Annotated in this window: 15 protein-coding genes; 11 read left to right on the forward strand and 4 right to left on the reverse strand. The window is 56.8% G+C overall.

The genetic code is table 11. The features are described 5' to 3' along the window. Window positions 1-338: 338 nt before the first annotated feature. Entirely contained in the window at window positions 339-2,540 is a 2,202-nt protein-coding gene (locus HMPREF3044_RS02800) for a LamG-like jellyroll fold domain-containing protein (protein ID WP_070739173.1), read from the reverse strand. 352 nt (window positions 2,541-2,892) lie between these two features. On the opposite strand from HMPREF3044_RS02800, the gene map reads away from it, so the two are divergent. Continuing rightward, a complete protein-coding gene (map, locus tag HMPREF3044_RS02805; protein WP_005389625.1) occupies window positions 2,893-3,762 on the forward strand; it encodes a type I methionyl aminopeptidase in 870 nt (289 codons plus the stop codon). Between the two features lie 86 nt (window positions 3,763-3,848). Continuing rightward, a complete protein-coding gene (locus tag HMPREF3044_RS02810) occupies window positions 3,849-5,267 on the forward strand; it encodes a cobyric acid synthase (protein ID WP_070739175.1) in 1,419 nt (472 codons plus the stop codon). A gap of 323 nt (window positions 5,268-5,590) precedes the next feature. On the opposite strand, the gene HMPREF3044_RS02815 is transcribed toward HMPREF3044_RS02810, so the two are convergent. The 3 genes from HMPREF3044_RS02815 to HMPREF3044_RS02825 form a co-directional block, all read right to left on the reverse strand. Next, window positions 5,591-7,330, reverse strand: a complete 1,740-nt coding sequence (locus HMPREF3044_RS02815) for an MFS transporter (RefSeq protein WP_070739177.1) — start codon at window positions 7,328-7,330, stop codon at window positions 5,591-5,593. Between the two features lie 696 nt (window positions 7,331-8,026). Then, window positions 8,027-9,409: a mycothione reductase gene (gene mtr / locus HMPREF3044_RS02820; RefSeq protein WP_070739179.1), complete on the reverse strand. Its 1,383-nt coding sequence runs from the start codon at window positions 9,407-9,409 to the stop codon at window positions 8,027-8,029. Window positions 9,410-9,936: 527 nt separating this feature from the next. Beyond that, on the reverse strand, window positions 9,937-10,998 hold the full coding sequence (locus tag HMPREF3044_RS02825) for an alpha/beta hydrolase (RefSeq protein ID WP_231286042.1): 1,062 nt from the start codon (window positions 10,996-10,998) through the stop codon (window positions 9,937-9,939). A gap of 597 nt (window positions 10,999-11,595) precedes the next feature. On the opposite strand from HMPREF3044_RS02825, the gene mqo reads away from it, so the two are divergent. The 9 genes from mqo to HMPREF3044_RS02870 all read left to right on the forward strand — a co-directional run bounded on the left by mqo (window position 11,596) and on the right by HMPREF3044_RS02870 (window position 23,161). After that, window positions 11,596-13,095: a malate dehydrogenase (quinone) gene (mqo, locus tag HMPREF3044_RS02830; RefSeq protein WP_034989515.1), complete on the forward strand. Its 1,500-nt coding sequence runs from the start codon at window positions 11,596-11,598 to the stop codon at window positions 13,093-13,095. Between the two features lie 5 nt (window positions 13,096-13,100). Next, window positions 13,101-14,366 (forward strand): magnesium chelatase ATPase subunit I, encoded by a 1,266-nt coding sequence (locus HMPREF3044_RS02835; RefSeq protein WP_005389635.1) that lies wholly within the window; start codon window positions 13,101-13,103, stop codon window positions 14,364-14,366. Window positions 14,367-14,370: 4 nt separating this feature from the next. Beyond that, window positions 14,371-15,129 carry a VWA domain-containing protein gene (locus HMPREF3044_RS02840; RefSeq protein ID WP_005389636.1) on the forward strand — a complete coding sequence of 253 codons (759 nt, stop codon included), beginning with the start codon at window positions 14,371-14,373 and terminating at the stop codon, window positions 15,127-15,129. 615 nt (window positions 15,130-15,744) lie between these two features. Further along, complete coding sequence (locus HMPREF3044_RS02845; protein ID WP_246820854.1) at window positions 15,745-16,650, forward strand: VOC family protein; 906 nt, start codon at window positions 15,745-15,747, stop codon at window positions 16,648-16,650. 69 nt (window positions 16,651-16,719) lie between these two features. Further along, the gene (gene cobO / locus HMPREF3044_RS02850) at window positions 16,720-17,328 is read left to right on the forward strand and encodes a cob(I)yrinic acid a,c-diamide adenosyltransferase (RefSeq protein ID WP_070739183.1); all 609 of its coding nucleotides are present in this window, start codon (window positions 16,720-16,722) and stop codon (window positions 17,326-17,328) included. Then, entirely contained in the window at window positions 17,322-19,049 is a 1,728-nt protein-coding gene (locus HMPREF3044_RS02855) for a cobyrinic acid a,c-diamide synthase CobB (RefSeq protein ID WP_083318106.1), read from the forward strand. The genes cobO and HMPREF3044_RS02855 overlap by 7 nt, the downstream gene beginning before the upstream one ends. A 14-nt stretch (window positions 19,050-19,063) precedes the next feature. Beyond that, window positions 19,064-19,867 carry a uroporphyrinogen-III C-methyltransferase gene (gene cobA / locus HMPREF3044_RS02860; RefSeq protein WP_005389644.1) on the forward strand — a complete coding sequence of 268 codons (804 nt, stop codon included), beginning with the start codon at window positions 19,064-19,066 and terminating at the stop codon, window positions 19,865-19,867. Beyond that, a complete protein-coding gene (locus HMPREF3044_RS02865) occupies window positions 19,864-21,354 on the forward strand; it encodes an MFS transporter (RefSeq protein ID WP_005389645.1) in 1,491 nt (496 codons plus the stop codon). Before cobA ends, HMPREF3044_RS02865 begins: the two co-directional genes overlap by 4 nt. A 40-nt stretch (window positions 21,355-21,394) precedes the next feature. Further along, window positions 21,395-23,161 (forward strand): proline--tRNA ligase, encoded by a 1,767-nt coding sequence (locus HMPREF3044_RS02870; protein WP_005389646.1) that lies wholly within the window; start codon window positions 21,395-21,397, stop codon window positions 23,159-23,161. Window positions 23,162-23,463 lie beyond the last annotated feature (302 nt).

The raw sequence follows: 23,463 nt of genomic DNA on the forward strand, positions 1-23,463 counted from the left end.
GACGTTTGTTGATCAGAGTGGAGTGTGGACATCGATGTGCGGAAAGGACATCGGGAAGCCGCAGACACCGCGCCGATGAGACCGAGGGGACTGACGAAAACTGCCAGTGCACATGTGGCCCTGGCAGTGAATCACGATAGCTTGCACGGAGTCACGTCAGCTCGCACGACTGCCCTGAACACCGGGGCAGCCGTGCGAAATATAGGACACGAAAATGACTGGTGCGTGTGCCATCATTTCCTCTCTGTGTGGTGAGGCGCATTTTCAATGTGCGTTGACACGCGCAGAGCTCATACAGATCGTCCACGGGCAGATGGCTAAGCCTTAGTCAGCAGCGATTACAGATGGAACGTATTCTTAAGCCAGCCGATCGCGAGGTTACCAGCGGTACCCAGAAGTGCGGCAATAGCACCAAGGGTGGCGATAATACCGAGCACAACGCCTCCAACGGTGGCACCGGCTATTGTTCCGGCAGCGCTGGATGTCGTTGCATCGCCCTTGGCATTCGAACTGCCCTGCTTATCGTCGTGACTGCCACCGTCGTTTGTGTCCTCGGCTTCGTCCTGTTTCTGGTCATTGCCACCAGTTGCACGGGCCGTCAACCACTGATCGGGTCCAATTGGATGGTCGACAATGCGGGTTTCACCAATAGATCCGAACCACGGATCGACGGGCTTACCGTCTTCCATCGAGGTACCCATGAGCCATGTGGACTGGCCACCTAACCCGATGGGTCCATATCCATCGCGCAAGATTGGGGCTCCGTCGATGTACATGTTCACAGACTGCGTCTTGGGGTCGTTCACGATAGCGACATGCATCCACGTGCCCGTGGGAACCTCATGCGACCAGTTGGAGAAGCCTTCATTGTTGGCGCCATGCGACCAGTAGCGGATTTCCCGGAGGTTGGAGACCCCGAGCATTTGCGCAGGATCGGTGTCCCCGTTGCTTGGGTCAGCATCCGTAACTCTGCCACGGCGAACGAGTGCATTGGACCAGCCGTTGTCGTCACCGTTGAAGTCCTTGTCCAGCTTGATGAAGGACTCAAGAGTGTAGCCGTTGGGGAAGTTTTCCTTGTTGATGCTGGCACCGGTAGCTGTCTCGAAGAAGTTGACATCCAGTTTCCCGAGTGGCTTCGACCAGCGCAGCGATCCTTGATCTGAAGACAACGGGTGTGCGTCGTTCTCGTAGGTGATGTCGCCGGTTACTCCACCGCGCAATGGTGCCCTTGTCATATCGGAGTTGCCAGCAACGTCAGGAATGATGGTACCGACAGGAGCTGCTTGGCCCGCTTTCAGCTTCTTGCCCTTGTATGTTGCTTCCCCGGGACGCCAGTGGACAGCCGTTCCATCGACGTGCACGTAATCCTTTGCATTCGCTGGCTTGTCTGCCTCGGTGATTGTGTACGGTTTGTATCCAGCGGAAATGATCTGCTTTGCCGTTTCGGAATAATCGGGATCGTTTCTATCGCCTTCGTCCCATTCTGGTGCGAAACCGGCGAAGCGCTCCTTGAAGTTGAGCGGAACACTGTAACTATCGCCGTCTCCAGCGGGGAGGAGATGATCGAACTGGGTGAGAGCTTCTGGCTTTTTCTCCTTTACCCAGGGGGAAAATGCGGTCATATCGAGGGAGTTGCCGGTGAGATCGAACTCGAGAAGCCCCATGAGACCATTGCCACCGAGGTACGCCATCTGATAGTCCTGCAGGATCGTCACGACATCATGACCGAAATTGTTCTGCATCACCGAATAACCCGCACCGTGGTGGTGACCCGCAATGGTGAGGAAGATTTGGTCGTTCTTGGCGATGAACGTGTCCCAGAGGTGTTGTCCATATTCGGGGGTAAGCCGAATTGTGCCTTCGCCATCGATATTTGAAATCTCGTGGGATGTCAGGATGACCGGCAGATCCGGGTGTTCGTCGATAATTTTCTGTGCCCAATCGAGTGTTTCATCCGGTGCCCGGAAACCGAGAGCAAGAACGAGGTACTTTTGGCCTTCTGCCTCGAAAATATGGTACTCGGACTCGACATCCTGACCATTGACAGTAGCCGTAGTTCGGTCACCGAAGGTCTCGTTCTTTTGTGCGCGGGCAGTGCCGAAATGAGAGGAGAAGGTGCTGGTTGAGCCGTTCATCCCGAGATCGTGGTTACCGGGGAGGATGGAATAGTTCATGCCCCCGTTTTCTAGAACGGCCATGGCGCGGTCGGCGATATCCCATTGGTCGGCTACATCGTTCTGATCGACAACATCGCCGAGGTGGGAGGTGAACGGGATATTGAGAGTCTTTGCATTATCGACGATGAAGTGTGCCTGTGAATCAAAGGGGTTGGAACCGTAGCGATTTGCGAACATCTGTCCGCCCGATGGCGCTTCGTAGCGGGAATAGAACTGGGTATCCGGCAGCACAGCGAGGGTGAAGCGTGAGCCAAGATTGTGTGCTTCACCGGGAGCGGCATCCGCTACGGCTGGGACGAGACTACCGACGAGGGCAGTAGTGACAACAAGGGATAAAAACCGGGAACGCGAACCTGTGCGCATAATTTTCTCCGTCTAGCAGTATCCCCGTCTCGCTCAGGAGGTGACGAGCCGGGTATCCGTGCTCGCACAAAGCTCTGGGAAAGGCGGGTACAAAAATTGGTCATGGGTGAAGGTAGAGACCTTCACTGACGTTCAAACTATTCAGCGGATCTAACCAGCTAATTGCGGCAAAGTTACAAGAAGTTGAGCGATTAATGAACTCTGGACAGCCTGACGAGCATTGACGCTTCTACGGGGCAGGCACGGGTGAGGTTCGTAACGTCAAGAAGGTAGCGACATTAGTGGGGCGTAGCACGTTGGCGTAGGGATATCCGCCACGGGCGAATATCAACATTTTGATTTACCGCGTACCATGATGCACATGGAAAAACGTGCACAAAATCGAGGAAAAATCGGCTCCATCCGCAAGGTACCGGAGAACATTGAGCGACCCGAGTACGTGTGGAAGGATGAGGTGCAGGAGGCCATCGGTGAGCCATATGTGCAGACCCCTGAGGTGATTGAAGCGATGCGGGAATCCTCCAAGATTGCTGCAAACGCGCTCAAGGTCGCCGGTGAGGCCGTGAAGCCTGGTGTCACTACCGATGAGCTTGACCGAATCGCCCACGAGTACATGTGCGACCATGGTGCATACCCGAGCTGCCTCGGTTACCGAGGCTTCAAGAAGTCGGTGTGCACCTCCGTCAACGAGATCGTCTGCCACGGCATTCCGGATTCTACCGTGCTGCAGGAAGGGGATATCTGCAATATCGACGTCACCGCCTACAAAAATGGTGTCCACGGTGATACCAACGCAACGTTCCTTGTCGGCGAAGTTTCCGAAGAGGTTAAGAACCTGGTTGAGCGGACGAAGGAAGCCATGATGCGTGGCATTAAGGTGGCGAAGCCAGGGCGAGAGGTCAACGTCATCGGGCGCGTTATCGAGACGTATGCCCACCGTTTTGGGTACTCCGTGGTTACCGACTTCACCGGCCATGGCGTTGGCCCCACCTTCCACAACGGACTCGTCGTTTTGCACTACGATTCCTCGGCCTACCGGGACATTCTGGAGCCTGGCATGACACTCACAATCGAGCCGATGCTGAACCTCGGTGGCCTGGACTACCGCATCTGGGACGACGGCTGGACAGTGCAGAACACCGACCTTAGCTATTCAGCCCAGTTCGAGCACACCCTTGTCATTACCGAGGATGGGAACGAGATTCTCACCATTCCGGACTAAAACACCCGGACTAAAGCTCCGAAAAAGAACCGTTCGACATGCCCCGACGCTGCACCAGAGCGTCGACAAGCTAAGAAAGGAACGCCGTGAGTGCCGTACTGATCTGCGGGACCACCTCCGACGCCGGGAAGTCCGTTCTCGTCGCCGGACTGTGCCGGGCGCTGGCGCGCCGGGGAGTATCCGTAGCGCCGTTTAAAGCCCAGAACATGTCGAATAACTCAGCTGTATGCCCTACCGGTGGGGAAATCGGCAGGGCTCAGGCGTTGCAGGCATTCGCCTGTGGACTGGAACCTGAGGTGCGTTTCAACCCGGTGCTTCTCAAACCCGGGTCCGATAGGAGATCTCAGGTTGTCGTGCTTGGCCGCGTCGAGGGCGATGTGGGTGCGAAGGATTATTTCACCCGGCGCACCCGGATGCGGGAAGTAGCGGCGGAGACGCTGCGTGAGTTGGAGCGAGAGTATGACATTGTCGTCTGCGAGGGAGCCGGCTCGCCAGCGGAAACGAACCTGCGCGCTACCGACGTAGCCAATTTCGGATTGGCAGAGGCCTGCGACCTGGACGTCTACGTTGTCGGTGACATCGACAGAGGTGGCGTGCTTGCTCACCTGTTTGGTACCTACCACATCGTCGATGAGGCGGATCGCGCGCGGATTAAGGGATTCATCATCAACAAGTTCCGTGGCGATCCGGACATCCTCCAGCCGGGCCTCGATGACTTGTATGCCCGCACCGGTGTGCCGACCATCGGTATTCTTCCGTTCATCGATGGTTTGTGGATCGATGCGGAAGATAGCCTTCAGTCCGCAGAAGGGCGTATCGTCGGCCTCGCCGCCGGCGTTGCCCCCGGGGAAAAGACAATTTCGGTTGCAGCAGTCCGCCTCCCGCGAGTGAGCAACGCAACGGATGTTGAGGCTCTGGCAGCCGAACCCGCGACCACGGTGACGTGGACGAGCGATCCCGGCCTTGTACGCTCGGCCGACCTCGTCGTTGTCCCCGGATCAAAGTCGACGGTGACGGACCTGGAGTGGATGCGTGGCAACGGTATCGCGGACGCGCTGTGCCAACGGACGGGGCCGATTCTCGCTATCTGTGGTGGTTACCAGATGCTAGGAAAATCGATTGAAGACGATGTCGAGTCGCACCGTGGCAAGACACGTGGCCTCGGGTTGTTTGACTTGGACATCGCCTTCCACCCTGAAAAGACACTCAAGCGGTGGCCTGATGGGACCTACGAGATTCACCATGGCAGGGTGGCACGCAATGGGGATCCAACCTGGCTCGATGGCGAAGGATCGTGTGTGCGCAATCTGTGGGGCACACACCGGCATGGTGTGATGGACGATGACGAGCGCCGAAAGGACTTCCTCAGCGAGGTGTTTTCCCTCCCGCGGTCACAGGCATCATCCGCGGGGGAGCGAATGAAGCAGGTCGATCTTCTCGCTGATGCGGTGGAGGAACACCTAGACATGGATGCCTTCATCTCTCGCTACAGCCGGAATTCCTAAGCGAAGCAGGACGAACCGGAACGGCCCTCGGATCGCAGTCGCATCCGGCTAGAGCTGGGTGGAGCCTAGTACAACCGAGTGCAACCGAGTTACAGCCGGGGGCGGTCAGGTTGAAACCGGGTACTGCTAGCTAGAGCCAGCTAGAGCTAGGTTCCTTCCACGGCACCTGCGGTGAGCGACATCCACCGTGCCTTCGATCTGCTGCCGGAGGGGGCGGCGGGTCGCTCGGCCAATCAGTCAGGCGGTCAGAGCCAGACGTGCCGACGCAGCTGAGCTGATTCCTGCTTCAGAAAAACCCGTGCTTACCCCGGCGCTGCTCGAGCCTAGGACGCGTTCTGTGTCTTGATCCAACGCTGTGGATCTCCAACACCGTGGTGCCACAGCACCCAGAGCGGCAGGCTCATGAGCGTGACGATGAGGAAGATAGTGCCGAAGATCACCGAAGGATTCAGCGTTGCCCCGAACACCTGGATGAGCGCGGCGAAAGACACCATCGTCGTGGTGCCCACAACACCCATCACCTGAAGCGCCGATGCGACAAAGCCGGTCTGCTGTGCAGAGGCGAGGCCGAGTGTGACGGAGTTCAAACGCGGGTAGATGAATCCCATGCCTGCGGATGCAATGCCCCAACCAAGGACGGTAACCAGCCAGTGCAAGTTGAAGGCTGCGGTGGCGAAGCACATGAGCACACCGATAACCATGACAATGAAGCCGACGCGGAAGACACTTGGAGTGGCAATCGTTTCACCACGGCGGGCCTGTGTTTCCGAGCCAACGAACCACAACAATCCGGAAGCAGTTAGCGCGAGTCCCGTCATTGTCGGACCCAAGCCATACATTTGAGACAACAGGAGCGGAATATAGATCTCGACTGTGAAGAACGTGTCCATCAAACCGCGGGTGACGATGAGACGGGGAATACCATGTTTAGCCCTAACCGTTCCCTCTGGAACGAGGGGGAGCAGGGAGAAGAACATGATCACAAGGCCAACAATCACCAGGAGGACGCACAGCAGGGGGGAAACCTGCGAGGAGGCGTTGAGGATCGACGTACCTGCCGCCAGGAAGAGAGCGGCGATGAGCATTTTTGAGCTCTTCCCCGAGCTTTCTCCTTTTTGCACCGGCATGGTGCTGGTGGCGCGGATGACCAAGACCTGCGCGATAACGAGGATAACGGTGATGAACACGAACACCGCGTGCCAGCTGAACCAAACAGTGAGAAGCCCAGCGAGACCAGGCCCCACGAGCGCCGGTAGCACGTACGCGCCGGCGAACGCAGAGAACACAGCGGGTCGTAAGCGCGGTGGGTAAACAACAGCGATGACGGCGTAAATGGCGACGATGAGCCCACCGACGCCGATTCCTTGGATTGCGCGGGAGATGAGGAACACCGCCATGTCAGGAGCGAAAATGGCCAGGATCAGGCCTGCGGTAAGAATTACCGCAGAACCGATAAGCGATGTCCGGGCACCTAGCTTGTCTGTGACAATCCCGCCTAGGACCATGCCTACGATGGATGTGGCGTACGTCGCAACAAACGTCAGGGAGTAAGCATTCACCGAGCCGAGATCAGCAACGATCCGCGGCATAATCGCCGTAACCGCGGTCTGGTCGAAGGAACTGGCGAGCATAGATACGAGGAGACCAATGGTGACTGCGGCATACGGAGGCCGGAAGATGCCTCCTCCGGAAGTTTTTCCACCCTTGCGGGAGACAGTGAGACCCCGCCCATTTCGCCTCCAGTCTCGACCTGTGGGTAGGCGAAGCAGTCGCTTGTGACCTCGGGCCATTCGCTTCTTACGCTCGGTGGGGCTGGCACCATCAAGGGTTGTGGCAGCCTTCCTTTCCATTGCTGAAGCAGAGCGAACTGTGGATTCGACCGGCAGCGGGCGAGAGCCAGAGTCGGAGGATGCCGAGGGCGCGTTTTCGCCAGGGGAGTTGCGGTGGCGGTCATCCGGCGTCACATTAGACTGTGCTTCTCGCGCCTTGTCTAAAGTGCCTTGCTCACGGGAATTGTCGTTCCGGTTTTCGCCTTGTGACATCTTCCTATCGTCTGCCGTCATCTTCGTCCTCCCATCGTCACGCTTGGCGTATAAACCCTTACTTTTCTAACTTACCGCCGGTTGATCCCAATCGGAGAGCATCGTGCCATGTGAGGTGATTGTCCGGTGTATCAGCCAGAGCAATCTGCGGAAAGTGCATTCCGGTTGAGGAATTACCTAAGCCCAGCGGATTCTACTACAAAGTGGTGGATCACAGCAGGCCGAATGATAAGCCTGGTGTGTGAGTAGTGACGCGGTGCTCCGCCTGGGCAAGGTGGAAATCAGGTGTAGGAACCCCAGCGATCAAACTACAAGGGCAGAAGCAGTGGCACCTGCTGGAAAAATGAATTTTTGTCTCACTCAGAGAAAGCGAACACCAACAAGAAAAAGCAATATGAAAGTGGCACAGCCGCACCCTTGTCCGCCCCGCGAAGGTGCGGAGGGGTGCGGCGTGTGCGAGATCGCAGCGAGTCCGGAATGGACTCCCGCAATGCCAAGAGAAGTCACTCGAAGAAGAGGCAGCAAGAAAAATCTGGTACTTCGGCTCGAACGCGATGCGTGAGAATTCAGGAGCAACCGCACATTCGCACCATCTCGCTACGTACCGCGAGCCCGTCTTGCAGGGCAGTCCTGCGAGTTCACATGGCAGCAGTTGTCTATCGTCATGCTTACGATCTCAGGATCTCACGTTCTCAGGATCGTTCGAGAGGGCGATTATTAGTCGAGACCGAGCAGAGCATTCTCAATGACTTCCGGGAGGGCGGGATGAATCCAGTATTGCTTGGTTGCCAGATCTCGGTACCCAATATCCCAAACCATCGCGGTAATCAGTTGCTGGATGAGGGTTGTGGCCTGGGGGCCGATAATATGCGCGCCGAGCAGCTTGCCAGTGGCGGAATCACCGATGAGCTTTACAATGCCGGTGGAATCTTCCATTGCCCAGCCGAAGGCGACATCGCCGTAGTTTTGAATTTTCACGGTTACGGAGCCCGATTTTTCGCGTGCTTCCTCCTCTGTAAGCCCAACGGTTGCGATTTGCGGGTGAGTAAAGATTCCTGCTGGGACATAATCGTGAGGAAGTGTGATGAGGTTATCTGGGTTCAGCACATTGTTTGCTACTGCACGGGCCTCGGCATTGGCGACGTGCTTGAGCTGGAACGTGTTGCAGGCATCTCCCAGCGCCCACACGCCCTCGCAGGAGGTGCGGCCAAACTCGTCGACGGTGATGAGGCCACGGTCATGGGCGATACCTGAGGCCTCGAGATTGAGGAGATCTCCGTTGGGAATTCGACCGGTCGCAGCCAGAAAGATATCCGCAGTAACACGTGAAGAATCATCCAGTACCGCTGTGACCTGACCGTTTTCCTCTGTCGTTAGAGAATCAATTTCGTGGCCGAGGTGTAAGTCCCAACGCGTTGCGGCGATCTCGTTGAACCGCTGGCGGATGTCCGCGTCGAGCGTCTTGAGCAACTCACCTGAGCGGTTAATGATGCTGACCTTCGTACCCAGTGCTGAAAAAACGTGCGCAAACTCGGCGGCGATAACACCGCCACCTTGAATAATCATGGATGAGGGGAGTTCCTCAAGCCGCATAATGTCTTTGTTTGTGTAGTAACGAACCCCAGAGTCCTTGACCACATCAAGGACATTGGTTCGAGCGCCCGTGGCCAGGATGATGGTGTCACCTGAAATTTCCCACTCTGTATCGCCTTGCCCCGTCGACAGAGTTTTCGGTCCGATGAACCGGGCGTGTTTGTCGAAAACCGTGATATTTGGAGTTTCGTCGCCACGTCGGTACTTCTCTCCACCCTCGGCTATCGGATCAATGCGTTTGCCAAAAATGCGATTCTGAAGCTCGTTCCAGTCGATACCCTCGTAAGAGGTACGAAGGCTGAGGGAGGACGAATCCGCCGCTTCGAAGGCGCGGTCGGCGGCATAGACAAACATTTTGGTGGGAATGCAGCCAACATTGAGGCAGGTGCCACCGAACCGATCTTCTTCGACGATGGCTATCGACATGTCATCGAAGCGCTCGTCTGGGATCATATTTCCGCTGCCGGTACCGACGATGATGAGGTCAAAGTGGGCTGAATGAGCCATGAGAAATCGTTGCTCTTTCTTTGCTCTAAAAGGTCATGAACAATTCGCAGGATATGTGACGGAACCTGCGTAGCGCGCCGGGAGACAACACGTGCCTGCGCCTCGCGCCCGGTCTGTCGCATAGCGCATGCCTCTAGTCTACGAGAAATCGGTGTTGTGGCTCGCAGAGTGAAATCAGCTAGCCAGGCCCGTGGGCGATGAACGTGCGCACATGCCTAGAAAGAACGCGTGGGAGGAAGCAGAAAAGAGAAGGTTCATTGGCTTTCCCGCAGGATTTCCCTCACCCGCATCCGTATACAACGTCCGAAAACGGCTGCCGTTCGCGGCAGCTGCGGATGGCAACCGTAAATTACGCCCGTAAACGTTAGCCGTAAAATGCACCCAAACTGCAGCTGGCATTCTCTGGAGCTTCGAAGCATCTACACTCCTATCTTCTAGTCATGCGTGGCGACCCCGGCATACGCGGGTCGGTGCGGTTGGGAGGCTCAGGTGGGAAGAAGAGCCACGGCCTGTAAGAAGCAGGCAGACTAATGACTAACCGGAGCGATAGTGGTTAACCACTCGGCGGTGACCTCGAAAGCTTGCTTGCGTGGAGTCGGGAGCGAGAGAAAGACATCGTGACGGGCGCTTTCAATCGCACGAAGGTCGACGGCTGATCCCAGTTTCGGAGACCAGGTAGCGACGTGTTCAACGTCGATGACGGCATCGGCTGTGTCAGTTGCAGCAGAATAGGGCTTATTTAGCCACGATTTTGTCGAGCTAAGCGCCAGGATAGGGACATCGCACTGAATCTTTCCCTCGTGAATGAGGTTTTGGTAGTGCATGACCGTGTTAAGGAAACCCCAGTACACAGGGTGGCCATGGACAGGCTTCATTTCCTCATTGAAATCCCACTCACCGTGGTAATTCTTGCTCAGGGACTCACCGTATGCAGAAAGATTGCCACCCTTGACCTCAGATTTAGGGTTAACGCGGGACATGATCCCGCCGAGAACTTTCGCCCCAGCCACCACAACGGGGTTGTACTGCATGTCCAGCCACGGACTGTTAAGAATGAGGCCGGCGATCGTTGTGGTCAGCGGGTTGCCATCTGCAGCAGTGTTGCGGAGGTGGTTGAGCCAAAGAGGCAGGATGAGGCCACCCGTTGAGTGTCCCATAGGGACAAGAACGTCGTGCTTGCTCGCTATAAGCGTTGCCGCTATGGAGAGTTCTTCAAAGTGGTAGGCCAGATCCGACACGTAATGCCAGGACTGTCCTGGGCGGTGAGAGCGTCCACACTTGCGCAGATCGAGGGCATAGAAGGCATAGCCTCGAGAGGTGAAGAACGTCGCCTCGTGTTTTTGAAAGAAATAATCAGACAGGCCATGGACGTAGAGGAGTGCTGGTCTCTCGTAGTAATCCTCTGGAGACAGGCCCTCAGGAAGATAGCGCACAAGAGTCGCGATGAGGTCTCCTTCGCCGTCAGGATCCGCGCTCAAGGGGATAGTCATTTGTGTAAACCCATCACCCAGCATGTCCTTTTCCCAGGAGGATTCTTGTGCGAAGGCAGTTACGAGTGCGTCTGGTACGTTCCGGCTATCACCTGTCATGCAAGCAAGCATATTATATGCGGTTTCTTCTGGGGCAGTGTGGTAGCGACATAACGGGAAATGGTGTTAGGGGGTGCCGGTAGCGGTGGGGCGGTGCATCGGTGGTGTCTGCGTGGTGGAGGTTTGTCTCATGGGATGAAAATTTCCTGCGTATGTGTTAAGTCATGGTCGCCGAGGGGCCTAAAAGTGAGGTACGCTACGTCGGTTGTATTCCCGTGAGTTCATTCACCTATTTACACCCAATTAGGGGCATGAACCTGGTGTTTTGGGTGAGTTAGCTCCACAGTGAGGCTCGAGAAGTGCAACTCGGGGGTAGGATTTGAAGCAACCGAAAGTGCATGCGCAAGCACCCCTCCGGTTGTGCCGAGGGGAAAGACCGAGCAAGCGATGCTACGTAGACATGGCATAGTGGATGTGTCGTAGGTTGTGGTCCAGCGCGGGTTTTCTCCGCGTGACTATCAGCCTGCTCGTTTTTCTGCATGCCACGTTCTCTACGAGGATCCTTGCTCCGCCGGCTGCGGGCAGCACGTAGCTTTGTCGCGTGCTTTTCGTTAGCGTGCGTTGACCGTAAACATAGTGCAGGAAGTGGTTCACAAGTTGTTAGGTAACAATCTCCCCAAGAAAGTTAGCGACGAGGTGGATGTAGTCCTCATCGGCGGAGGTATCATGAGCGCCACTTTGGGTGCCATGATCAAAGCCCTCGAGCCGGAGTGGACGCAGCTCGTCTTTGAGCGCCTGGATGCGCCCGCACAGGAATCCTCGTCCCCGTGGAATAACGCCGGCACCGGCCACTCCGCGCTGTGCGAGCTTAACTACACCCCCGAGGTAAACGGCCGCATCGACGTTAAGAAGGCCGTCAATATTAACGAGAAGTTCCAGCAGTCGCGCCAGTTCTGGTCTCACCAGGTTGAGACCGGTGTGCTGAAGGATCCGAGCGGATTCATCAACCCGGTTCCTCACGTTTCCTTCGGCCAGGGGCAGGAGCAGGTCAACTTCCTCCGTAAGCGGTACGAGACGCTTGTCAAGCACCCGCTCTTCCCGGGAATGCAGTTCTCTGATGACAAAGAAGTCTTCAGCGAGAAGCTGCCGCTCATGGCTAAGGGCAGGAACTTCAACCACGAGCCTGTAGCGATTAGCTGGACTAAGGCCGGCACCGATATCAACTACGGCAACCTAACCAAGCAGTTCCTCAATCACTCGGTGGAACAGGGCACAGAGATCCGGTACGGCCATGAGGTTTTCGATCTCCGTAAGGATGGCACGGGTTGGAAGGTGTACGTCAAGAACGTACACACCGGTGACCAGAAGTGCGTTCATGCCCACTTTGTGTTTGTCGGTGCCGGTGGCTACGCGCTACCGCTTCTTATGAAGTCCGGCATTCCGGAGATCCGCGGTTTTGGTGGTTTCCCTGTCGGTGGCCAGTGGCTGCGGTGCACGAACCCCGAGATTGTTGAGCAGCATGAAGCTAAGGTATACGGCAAGGCAAAGATCGGTGCGCCTCCGATGTCCGTTCCGCACCTCGACACCCGCGTCATCGACGGTGAGCGCAGTCTTCTCTTCGGGCCGTATGCAGGTTGGACACCGAAGTTCCTGAAGAAGGGATCTTGGTTGGATCTGCCTAAGTCCTTCCGCCCGACGAACCTCTTCTCCATGCTGTCTGTGGGCTTCCAGGAGATGCCTCTGACGAAGTACCTGATTGAGGAAGTTCTCAAAGATCAGGATGACCGAATTGAGGCACTGCGGGAGTACATGCCGACAGCTCAGGCTGAGGATTGGGAACTGGTCGAGGCCGGCCAGCGTGTGCAGGTCATCGCCCCGGTTGTCGGCCCGAGCTTCGGTAAGCTGCAGTTCGGTACGCAACTGATCTACCACTCAGATGGTACGATTGCTGGTGTTTTGGGTGCATCCCCGGGTGCGTCCATCACCCCGTCCATCATGATTGAACTGTTGGAGCACTGCTTCGGCGATCACATGATTGAGTGGGGTGACAAGATCAAGGAAATGATCCCGTCCTACGGCATCCGTTTGACAAACAATGTTGACCTGTTCAACGAGCAGTGGGAAAGGACACAGAAGACTCTCGAACTGGAGGACTAGTCCTAATGGCCAACACCCCCTATCCGTTTACTGCAGTTGTTGGTCAAGATCAGCTCAAGCTAGCGCTCATCTTGACCGCAATTAGCCCTCGGATTGGGGGTGTTGTTGTGCGTGGGGAGAAAGGCACTGCCAAGACGACGACGGCACGAGGATTTGCTGCACTCATGCCACAGGGCCAGTTAGTTAATCTGCCGCTTGGTGCCACGGAAGATCGGGTCGTGGGTTCCCTCGACTTGGAAAAAGTTCTCACAACTGGTCAGGCCGAGTTTCGTCCGGGCCTGCTCAGCGAGGCGAATGGGGGGATTCTTTACGTAGACGAAGTTAACCTCCTCAGTGATCACCTGGTTGACGTCCTGCTGGATGCTGCAGCCACCGGACGAGTCACCGTTGAAAGGGATTCCATTTCTCACACGGAAGAAGCACGGTTCGTGCTCGTCGGCACAATGAACCCGGAGGAAGGGGAGTTACGTCCCCAGCTTCTGGACAGGTTCGGACTCGCCGTGGATGTTGTCGCCTCCCACGATGTGGCCCAGCGTGTTGGCGTAATCCAGCGACGCATGGCGTTCGAAGCAGATCCGGAAGCATTTGTGGCGAAGTTTGCAGAACCCGAAGCTGCAGTGGAGCGCGCACTCGTGCGGGCACAGGAAATTGTCCAGAGCCTGACTTTGAGTGCTACGAACTTGAAGCGGATAGCGACGGTATGTGCGGGCTTTGACGTCGACGGGATGCGTGCTGATTTGGTCATCGCTCGCGCAGCTGCAGCACACGCAGCATGGCGGTTGGCTACAGCCAGCGATGCTGACGGCAGCGACAATCTCATTGCGGAAGTTACGGATACGGATATCCGAGCCGCCGCCGAACTTGCGCTTCCCCATAGGATGAGGCGAAATCCATTCGATAGCCCCGAACTAGACCAGGATCGCTTGGACGAGTTGATGAATGAGCCACTGCCAGAAGACGACCCGGAGCCAGATCCTGAGGAAGAGGATGGAGATCCGGGACGCTCCGATTCTGGCGAAGGCGACGGGGATGCGGCCGACGATAGTGAGTCCCACGGTAACGATGAAAATACGACTGAAAGTGATTCCGGCAATCGGGAGCAGCAGTCTCCGGCCACACCCGCGCCGGACCGAGAGACTTCTGCCACCGCAGAGCCGTCCTCTTCTACTGGAGGGGTAACGGATGCAGAGCCTGCCCGCCAGCCGAACGGTGCCGCGCCGGTGGCCAAGAAGGAGGATCGCGCCGTTCAAGGCGCTCCCTTTCGTTCCTAGACTGGTGTCCAAGACAGGAGTAGGAGAGGGCGGCCCCCTCGGCCGTCGTTCCCGCTCGTATTCTCGCCGTGGTGAGGCGGTTCGCCCCGCTTCCCCCGGGCGAGGACACGGCATTCACCTTCTCGGGACGCTTCTCGCAGCAGCCGAGCGCGGGGCCACAGTCGATAGTCGCGGGATCGAATTTGAGCCTCGGGATCTGCGCGGGGCGATCAGGCTCGGTACAGAGGCGAATCTCGTTGTGTTCGTGGTTGATGCGTCTGGCTCAGTGGCTGCAAAGGATCGACTGAAAGCGGTTACTGGCGCGTGCATTTCGATCCTTCAGGATGCGTATCGGCGAAGGGATCGTGTGGCCGTTATCAGCGTCCGGGGAAAGAAAGCGACAGTGCTTGTGCCTCCAACTCGGTCGGTAGATATTGCGGTGAGTCGTCTTTCTCAGGCCAGAGTAGGTGGGAAGACTCCGTTGGCTTCTGGCTTGGAAGAGACGTACAAGCTCATTGACCGTGAGGTATTTAAGTCGTCGGGCTTGCGCTCGATAGCTGTTGTTCTCACGGATGGCCGTGCAACTGACGGGCTCAAACGGGTTAACGAGGTAGCAGGTGCACTTGCCTCCCGCAAGGATGTGGGCTGTGTTGTCATTGACTGCGAGGCTGGTCGTGGTCGGGTGCGTCTGAATCTCGCAGCTGATGTTGCCCGTGCACTGGGGGCTCCCGTCTTGTCAATCTCGGATTTCAAGGAAGCTGGGGCAAAAAGCTTGTCCGTCTAGCTTTAATGTGACTAAAGTCACATTCGGGGGGGCGGGGAATTTCGGGGGTCCCCCCGGGGGAGTGAAACTATTCACAGCTTTCGTTTCGCCCGGGAAGAAAAAAATACTTTCGGCTAAAACGTAATACGTATTTGTTGTGTTCATAATGTTTTTAGGTACCGAAGTGTAGGAACAGGGTTAAGTTGTAGAACAAAAGAAATCGGAAAATGAGAAATTCATTAAAGCTTCTCACTGTCGCTCTTAAGGTTTCGAAACGGTTAAAACCGCAGTGAATGGACATATTTGTGACGCTCGGAGCTAGGTAAATCTGAGATAATCTGATAAAGTAACCAGCGAGGCTAAGGATTCGATCAGGATAGCCCGTGAAGTACCGGTGATTTTTGTCGGACCCATGTGCTGCGCGCGGATCATGAATTCGCGCTCGAAGTGGACAGAGTGCGTATCGGTTGTTCTAAGAATCTCTCAGCTGGGTAGCAAAGTTTTCCCACGATGGACGTGCACAGTGCGAGTTGACAATAAATGCACTTGTGTACTGAGCGTTCTTACCGAACCGAAGGTTGACGCTTTTACCGTGGTACAAAAGTAGGTGGATAAGGGTAAGGAAAGGGAGGTAGCGTGAGTTTCATAGTCCCCGTCATGCGATTTGGCGACGAACTTGATGAGGCCGTCGCTTTCTATTCTGAGGCGTTTGATGATGCAACCGTCGAGAAGCTGTATCACTACCCAGATAATCCCGAGACATGCGAGCTTCTCCGCTCGCACCCTGAGGTTACAGGTCGCACCCTCGGTGCGAAGATGATGTTTGGGAATTCGCAGGTTTTCTTTATCCATGCTCCGTTCTCAGTCGACGAGGACGAGTCCATCTCCCTTATTGCTAACTTCGCTGGAATCAACGACCCGGAGATCTGCGACCGCGCGCAAAAGGTGTGGGACGCTCTCTGCGAGGGTGGAGAAATTATAGTCGAGTTCGAATCTTTCCCCGGCGGGCGTTCCGCCGGAATCGTCCGCGATCGCTTCGGCGTGACATGGGAAATCATGAACACCATTCCCGACGGAAAGAAGCGCCAATTCCTCGTTCCGTCTGTAGCTTTCGGCGGGAAATATCAAAATCAAGCGTCGGATGCCGTTGATTTTTACTCACAGGTCTTCCCCGACCATATCGTTGATGAGACGTTCAATTACCCGGAGAGTGACGGACTCGTAACAGAAAAGCCCGTACTGTTTTGTGCCATGCAGGTAAGTGGCCAGTGTTTCGTTTTCCAGGATGCAGGTGTGCCGACCGAGCCATCGAGCCGTCGCTCCACTGTGTTTGCTATTTTCTGCGAAAATCAGGCGGAGATTGACGAGTTGTGGAAGGAGCTTGCAGCAAACGACACTCCGTTCGGTTTCCCCGGTGTGTGCACGGATAAGTTCGGTCTCAACTGGATGATTGTCCCCGAACATGCAGCTTCTCTAGCACAGGATGGACCTACCATCGACAAGCTCTGGCACATGGAGAAGATTGATACCACCCAGCTGTAGCCGAACATATTGCAGCCGGAGGTTACGCATGCGTAGCTGGTAATTCATCGGACGGACTACCATAGACGTATGCCTAAAGGACACGTTGATTCACACGCTCTACCTGATGACGGCCTAACCACAAGGCAGCGCCGTCTACTTCCCGTCACCGCAGTTTTCACCGGTGATGGGAAGGGGAAGTCTACCGCAGCGTTTGGTATGGCCATGCGCGCCTACAACCAGCATTTTTCCATTGGGATTTTTCAGTTTGTGAAGTCACCCAAATGGAAAGTGGGTGAGGAGGCCGTATTCACGACCCTCGCCGGCGTGGAGGGCGCGCCAACTGTTGAGTGGCACAAGATGGGGCAGGGGTGGAGCTGGATCAAGAAGCGGGCGGACGGGGAGGATCCTGCACAGGCCGCAGCTCAAGGGTGGGAGGAAGTTAAGCGCCGTTTGCAGGCCGAACAACATGATTTCTATCTATTGGATGAGTTCACCTACCCGATTGAGTGGGGGTGGATCGACATTGATGATGTCTGCGAAACGCTGCGCAACCGCCCCGGCACACAGCATGTGGTGATGACCGGCAGGCGTGCTCATCCGGAGCTCATCGAGGTTGCAGACTTGGTGACAGAGATGCGCAAAATCAAGCACCCGATGGACGAGGGGCGTAAAGGACAGAAAGGCATAGAGTGGTAGCCCCTACCACTGCTCCCGCTGCCGCCGGTGTTGTTATAGCAGGTTCTGGTAGCGGGACGGGGAAGACGACCGTTGCCACGGGCCTGATGGCTGCTCTGTCTCGCAGCTACCGCGTTGCACCTTTTAAAGTCGGTCCAGATTTCATCGACCCCTCTTACCATGCACTGGCAACGGGTCGTCCGGGGCGAAACCTCGATTCTTTCATGTGTGGGAAGGATCTCATCGGCCCCTTGTATGCCCACGGTTGTCAGGGAGCTGACGTCGCTGTCGTCGAGGGGGTCATGGGGCTTTTCGACGGTCGAATCACCTCCGATGCCGATGGTGCCCGGTGGGCACCAGGATCGACGGCGGAGATCGCAGGGCTTCTTGGTTTACCTGTCATCGTCGTCCTCAACGCTCGTGGGATCAGTGCAACTGCGGGTGCTCTCGTCCATGGTCTGGCCTCATACAACTCCGATGTAAACGTGGCTGGCGTGATTCTTAACCAGGTAGGCAGTCCGCGCCACGCCGAAGCATGCACACGTGCGATCGAAGGTTGTGGGATCCCCGTCGTCGGCGCAATTCCGCGGGTCGCAGATGTCGAGGTGCCTTCGCGCCACCTCGGACTGGTGACAGCAGCAGAGCAGGGTGATAGCGCGCTCGCCGCAGTAGAGCACATGGCTGATCTCGTCGCGCAGCACGTCGATACAGAGGACATTCTTCGTCTGGCTTCCACCACCTACGTCGGTCCAGCATGGAACCCGCAGGGTGCAGTGGAGGGAACACCAGTGGTTGTTGAGTCGGCGAAGCGGTCTGAACCTGCCGGGTGCTCGTCCTCGTCCTCCCATCATGGCAGAAGTCCACGCATCGCCCTCGCTGGTGGGCCCGCTTTCACCTTTGTTTACGCGGAACTACCTGAGATATTACAGGCCTGTGGGGCTGACGTTATCGGGTTTGATCCGCTTACTGATTCGCTTCCTACGTGCGATGGCCTCATCATCCCTGGAGGTTTCCCGGAGGAGCATCTGGAACCACTGACGCGCAATCAGACGCTGTTGCATGAGATTCGGGATGCTGCCGCCAATGGGATGCCCATTTATGCTGAGTGTGCCGGGCTCCTCGTGCTGTGCGGGAACCTCGATGGTGCGCCGATGGCCGGAGTCGTGCCACGGGATGCATCTATGTCCGGTCACCTCACGCTGGGGTACCGGGAGGCTACGGCACGTGCAGACAGCGTCCTGTTCCGTGCAGGGGACACAGTCCGCGGGCACGAGTTCCATCACACCACCCTCGCCCCACCAGAACCGAAACCTGTTCAGGCGGAGGCGAACTCTCCCCAGTCAGAAATGAACGCTCCCCAGGCAGAGACACAGCCAGCCCAAGAATTGGTGAGTTCTCAGATTGCCACAGGCTTGGGCATGTCGGTGAATTCTGACGAATGCCACCACTCGGTGACAGCACAGCAGACCCATGGTGGACCTGCATCTATGCACGCCCCCGAACTCGGCGAGGATGCTGTGGGAGCGAGCGCCGTCGGCCGTGTAGAGACAACCACGGGTGTGGAGCCAGAGCCTGACTCGGCGTGGCGCTGGCTGGGGTGGAAAGGAAAAGAGTGCGCCGAGGGATTTGTCACATCCAACGTGCACGCAAGCTACCTGCATATGCACCCGGCCGCTATTGCTACCAACATTGCTACCTTCGTTGCGGCGTGCAGCCGTTTCGGACACAGAAATGAAAGCTAATATACTTGACTTCTATGAATGAACGCGAGCAGCAGCAAGCTGGCAGTCCCGTTTCCGTACCCCGTGGAGAATACCGCCGCGAATTTCGTCCGGAAAAGGGAACAGTCACACTTATCGGTGGGGGACCTGGTGCGGCTGACCTCATCACCCTCCGCGGCCTGCGGGCACTAGAAACAGCCGATGTCATCCTGACAGATCATCTGGGCCCGTCCAGCTGCCTTGATGAACTCATCGATACTTCGGCAAAAAAGATCGTCGATGTGTCTAAGCTTCCCTACGGAAGAAAGGTGGCACAGGCGGAAACAAACCGCCTCCTTATTGAGTACGCTCGCGAGGGGTACGTTGTCGCCAGGCTCAAAGGCGGCGACTCCTTTGTCTTTGGCCGCGGCTTCGAAGAAGTACAGGCGCTGACGGAGGCCGGTATTAGCGTCCACGTCGTCCCGGGAGTCACATCTGCGATCTCTGTTCCAGCTGCGGCGGGAGTTCCTATCACCCAGCGTGGGATCGTTCACAGCTTCACTGTCGTATCGGGGCACGTGCCGCCGGAACACCCATCGTCTCTCAATGACTGGGCCGCTCTTGCACACACGGGTGGTACCCTAGCCGTCATTATGGGTGTCAAGAACGCCTCCGCTATCGCCCACAGCCTCATTGAAAACGGCAGGCCGAGTGATACACCGGTCGCTGTAATTGAAGAGGGAACGACGAACAAGCAGCGCTCGTTCCGCGGTCGCCTTGATGAGCTAGGAAAGATTATCGAGGATAATGATGTCCGACCGCCTGCCGTTTACGTGATTGGAGAAGTCGCCGCTTTATGAGTAACAAGCCCCAAACGTCCTACCCGGTAACCGGCTCAGCCTACGGGTGGCCACTGATCGTCCTGTGTGCCCTGCAGCTCATGGTTGTGCTGGACGGCACAGTAGTCAACCTCGCACTTGCCCGTATACAACAGGACTTGGGGCTTACCGACGAGCTCCGCAGCTGGGTGGTCACCGCGTATGCGCTTGCGTACGGTGGCTTGTTGCTGCTAGGCGGTCGCATTGGCGACGTTTTCGGGCGGAAGCGAGTATTCCTCATCGGCGTGGGCCTCTTCACCGTGGCATCCCTCGCCTGTGGCTTGACAAACAGCGCCATCTTGCTGCTCGTCGCTCGTGTTGTCCAGGGACTCGGAGCTGCCATTGCTTCCCCTACTGCCATGGCACTCCTCGTCGTCACCTTCGCACCCGGAAAACCCCGCAATCAAGCCTTCTCCGTTTTTGCGATGATGACGGGATTAGGATCCGTTCTCGGGCTCGTTATCGGTGGCGCACTGACACAGGCGTCATGGCGCTGGATCTTCCTCATCAACGTGCCAATCGGACTGCTCATTGTGGTGGCCGGAATGAAATACCTCCGGCATCCGGGTGATCGTGCAACGATCACGCTTGATGTCCGTGGCGCGATTTTGGCAACGGCGGCATCTACGCTTCTCGTATTCGGGTTGTCCGCCGGAGGCGGTGGCGCTTCGCCACTTATTGTTGCTTCGCTTATGCTGGGCGCCGTGCTGCTGGTCTTGTTCTTCCTTTCCCAGCGCAAGGCCTCCCATCCTGTTCTCCCGCTGAGCATGTTCGCCAACCGCTCGCGCGCAGCAGTTTTTGTTTGCTTGCTCCTCGTCGGTGCCCTCATGATGGCGATGACAGTCCAAGTCGCGCTTTTCGTCCAGGAGGTCCTCCAGTACACACCGCTTCAGGCGGGTCTTGCATTTATCCCCTTTGCCTTCGCGTTGGGTGCTGGCTCTGGCGTTGCCGGAAAACTTGCGGAAACCGTCGCGCCCCGTTTCATCGCAGCAGGTGGCGGTGTCATCCTCGTTGGTGGTTTCATCTACGGCTCCACCCTGGACATGACTGCCAGTTACTGGCCGGATCTTCTTGTCCCAATCCTCATCATCGGTGCTGGAATCGGTATCATCCTCATCCCACTTACGCTTTCTGTCGTCGCCGGAGTGAAGCCGGACGAGGTTGGTCCCCTCACAGCAACATCGCTGGTGAGTCAGACACTTGGCGGGCCTCTAGGCCTCGCCGGGGTGACTGCGTTTGCCGAGAGAGTCGTACGCAGTGGACTCGGCGATGCAGCATTTGAAACGCTGAATCGCAGCGCCCTGACAGAGGTACAGCGAGCAGCTCTGGGGCAGGGGTACACGGATTCTCTTCTCATCTGCGCGGCGCTCGCAGCCTGCGTAGTTGTCATCTGCTTGGTTCTCGTTCGTTTTACGCCGGAAGATATCCGTGAGGGCAAGAAGGCAGAAGAGTTAGCTAACCAGGGCTAGTCGGTGGAAACCTCGCGGCGTAGGGGTAAGGTCTATACCCATGATTACTCGTTTGTCCACTCTCTTTCTCCGCACTCTGCGTGAGGATCCCGCAGACGCGGAAGTACCGTCCCACAAGCTTCTCGTTCGCGCAGGCTACATTCGGCGTGTAGCCCCCGGCGTGTACACCTGGCTGCCGCTCGGCCTCCGCGTGTTGCGCAAGATTGAGAACATCGTCCGCGAGGAAATGAATGCGATCGGGGGCCAGGAACTGCGGTTCCCGGCGCTCCTTCCTCGCGAGCCCTACGAGCTCACCCAGCGCTGGACGGAGTACGGCAACTCGCTGTTCCGCCTCAAGGATCGCAAGGGCAATGACATGCTCCTCGGTCCGACCCATGAGGAAATGTTCACCCAGGTGGTGAAGGACATGTACTCTTCCTACAAGGATTTCCCCGTACTCCTATACCAGATCCAGACGAAATACAGGGACGAGGAGCGCCCTCGCGCGGGTATTCTCCGTGGTCGCGAATTCGTGATGAAGGATTCTTACTCCTTCAATATGGACGACGAGGGACTGGACGAGTCCTACCAGAATCATCGCCAGGCGTACCAGAACATCTTTAACCGCCTCGGTCTTGACTACGTCATCTGCAAGGCTACTTCTGGGGCCATGGGCGGATCCGCCTCGGAGGAATTCCTTGCAGTCAGTGAAAACGGTGAGGACACGTTTGTCCAGTCGAGCGACAAGACCTATGCGGCCAACGTAGAAGCCGTCGTGACCCCAGCTGCTGAACCTCGCCCGATTGAGGGACAGCCCGAGGCAGAACTACACGGAACCCCACAGGCCGAGACAATCGAGGCGCTGGTCGAGTGGGCAAATAGCAAGGGTATCACCATCGAGGGCACGGACATCACCGCAGCGGATACGCTCAAGTGCATCGTTGTTAAGGTAGCCAAGCCCGGTGCGGATCCTGAACTGACCGCCATTCTCGTCCCTGGCGACCGCGAGGTAGACATGGGTCGCCTCGAGGCATCTCTCGAACCTTCCACCGTGGAGCTCGCAAGTGACGAGGACTTCAAGGAGACCTCCTTCCTCGTGAAGGGTTATGTTGGCCCACGTTCATTCAATAAGCAGGGTCTTACCGTGCTTGCTGATCCCCGTGTCGCGGAGGGAACGTCCTGGATCATTGGTGCCGATGAACACGAGCACCACATGGTCGGTGCTGTGGCTGGCCGTGACTTCACCGTAGACGGTTCGATTGAGGCTGCTGAGGTTCGTGAGGGTGACCCGGCACCGAACGGTACAGGTACTTTGACGCTCCAGCGTGGTATTGAAATTGGTCACATTTTCCAGCTTGGCCGCAAATACACCACGGCGATGGATGTGCAAATTCTGGATGAAAATGGCAAGCGCAGCGTACCGACGATGGGCTCTTACGGCATCGGTGTGTCCCGCGCAATGGCCGTCATCGTCGAGCAGAGCTACGACGATAAGGGTCTTGTGTGGCCCGCATGTGTTGCTCCGTATCATGTTCACGTTGTCGTGGCCAACAAGGATAAGGAAGCACAGGACGCAGCAGAGAAACTTGTCGCTGATCTCGATGCTGCAGGCATTGAAGTGCTGTTCGATGATCGCCCGAAGGTAAGCCCCGGCGTGAAGTTCAAGGACGCGGAACTCCTCGGCATTCCCTACACTGTGGTTCTCGGCCGTGCGTTTAAGGATGGGGAGATTGAGTTCCGTGTTCGTGCCGGCGAGACCTCCACTATCCCCGTTGACGGTGCCCTCGAGCACATTGTCACGACTGTGCGCGAGGCGTTAGCGCACTAGCGTCCTAATCGGCAATATCAATATGCAGTGTGGCTTCGTTTTAGCCACCTTGGCCGGATGCCTGCTGTGAGCCGGTTAACGCACGAGCCTCAGAGCAGGCATGTGCTTCTGATTGGCGGCACGTGCTTCTTGAATGGTGGCACGTGCCAATCAATTGGTGGCCTGCACCTCAGAGAAGCCGAAGGGCGATTTTTGCGCGCAAACCCGGGCATCACGCTCTAACCTAGCTGGCACATGTTATGTCCCAGTAGTTGTTGGACACGGAGTCTCGAGACTTTTTGGACCTAGCTGGCACATAACAA

It is taken from the genome of Corynebacterium sp. HMSC073D01, assembly GCF_001815555.1.
In the GTDB taxonomy this organism is placed as follows: domain Bacteria; phylum Actinomycetota; class Actinomycetes; order Mycobacteriales; family Mycobacteriaceae; genus Corynebacterium; species Corynebacterium glucuronolyticum.